Origin of the sequence: Curtobacterium sp. B8, assembly GCF_000333315.1 — a bacterium.
GTDB lineage: Bacteria > Actinomycetota > Actinomycetes > Actinomycetales > Microbacteriaceae > Curtobacterium > Curtobacterium luteum.
Genome location: NZ_BACW01000066.1, coordinates 1 through 1,417, shown reverse-complemented (window position 1 = coordinate 1,417; position 1,417 = coordinate 1). Strand labels below are relative to the sequence as shown.

The window sequence follows — 1,417 nt, the reverse complement described above, 5'->3', positions numbered from 1 at the left end:
TGGCCCGGGCGACGACGGTCTCACCGCTGCCCGGACCGGGACGACGCCGGTGACGACGCGACCACCGACGAGCAGCGCGAGCGCACCGACGCCGGCAGCCACGAACCCGGCGATCGTCCGGCGTCGACGGCGGCGCGTGGCGGTGCCGGGCCGGTCCCGTCGGCCGGAGGGTCGGACCGCGGCCACGCCCGGACGCGTCGGGGACACGACGGGCTGCGCAGGCGACCCGACGTCGGGTGTCGGGCCCGGACCGGCGTCGGGCTGCTCCGGCGAGGCGGGGTCGACCCGGGCCTCCAGGCCGTCCCCAGCCTGCTCCGCCCGCACGGTCACGGCGATGCGGTCCCAGACCCGCTCCGGAGGCGCGACGAGGTCGACGTCGGCCGCCGACCGGGTGACGGCCGCGACGCGCTGGAGGTCCGCGACCTCGGCGCGGCACCGCGCGCACGCCACGAGGTGACCGGCGACCTCGTCGTCCGCCACGACGTCGGTGACCGCGAGCATCGCCAGCGTCTCGTCGTCCACGTGCTTCACTCGATCACCTCCAAACGTGTTCGGAGCCGAGCCAGGCTCCGATGGATGTGGCTCTTCACCGTGCCGAGGGGGATCTGCAGCCGCTCCGCGATCTCACGATGGCTGAGGTCCTCGTAGAACGCCAACCGCATGACGCGTCGCGGCTCCTCGTCGAGGCGGTCGAGCTCCCCGGCGACGAGGGCCCGCTCGGCGAGGTCGAAGGGCGACTCGGGTGCCGCCGCGGTCTCCGCGACGATGGTCGGCTCGACGGTCGGCGCCTGCCGTGCGCGCTCGGTCAGGGCGTCCGCGATGCAGTTGCGCGTGATGCCGACGAGCCACGCGCCGAGCGGACCGCGGGCGGGGTCGAAGGTGCCGGACCGCCGCCAGGCCTTCACGAAGACCTGCTGCGTGACGTCCTCGGCGGCCATCGCGTCACGGAGGGCTCGCAGGGCCAGGGTGTGCACCAGGGGCGACCACCGGTCGTAGACGGCACGCAGGGCGGCTTCGCTCCCGGCGCTGAAGGCGCGGGAGAGCTCGCCGTCGTCGGGGAGGGTGGTCGTCACGTGGTCCTGTCGTCGGGGCGGTCGGCTTCGACCGTGGCTCGATCGTACGGGGGCCGGAGGGACGGGGTGCGGCGGGTGCACGGTGCTGTCTCCGGGGTCACGGCACCGGTGTCGCGGTGATGACGAGGTTGCTCTCGTAGTGGCGGGTCCGCTCGTCGAACACACCACCGCAGGTGACCAGCACGAGTCGTCGGTCGCCGTCGGTGCGGAACACCTCGTCCCAGGGCAGCCCGCGCTTCTCGAGCAGGGACACCGAGTCGATCCGCCACCGCGTCTCGGCACCGGCGGTGTCGGTGATCGTGACGGTCCGGCCGTCGGGCACGTCCCGGAGGTGCGCGAAGGGT

2 protein-coding genes and 1 pseudogene are annotated in these 1,417 nt (G+C 74.4%); all 3 read right to left on the bottom strand.

Features of this window, described 5'->3' with window-relative positions; translation table 11 throughout:
- Positions 1 to 522 (bottom strand): annotated as a pseudogene (locus I59_RS20545) (hypothetical protein); the annotation flags it as partial.
- Positions 523 to 527: 5 nt separating this feature from the next.
- Entirely contained in the window at positions 528 to 1,073 is a 546-nt protein-coding gene (locus I59_RS01875; RefSeq protein ID WP_022902422.1) for an RNA polymerase sigma factor, read from the bottom strand.
- A 97-nt stretch (positions 1,074 to 1,170) separates the two neighbouring features.
- The coding region (locus I59_RS01870) for a class F sortase (protein ID WP_022902421.1) at positions 1,171 to 1,417 on the bottom strand (247 nt) is incomplete at its 5' end.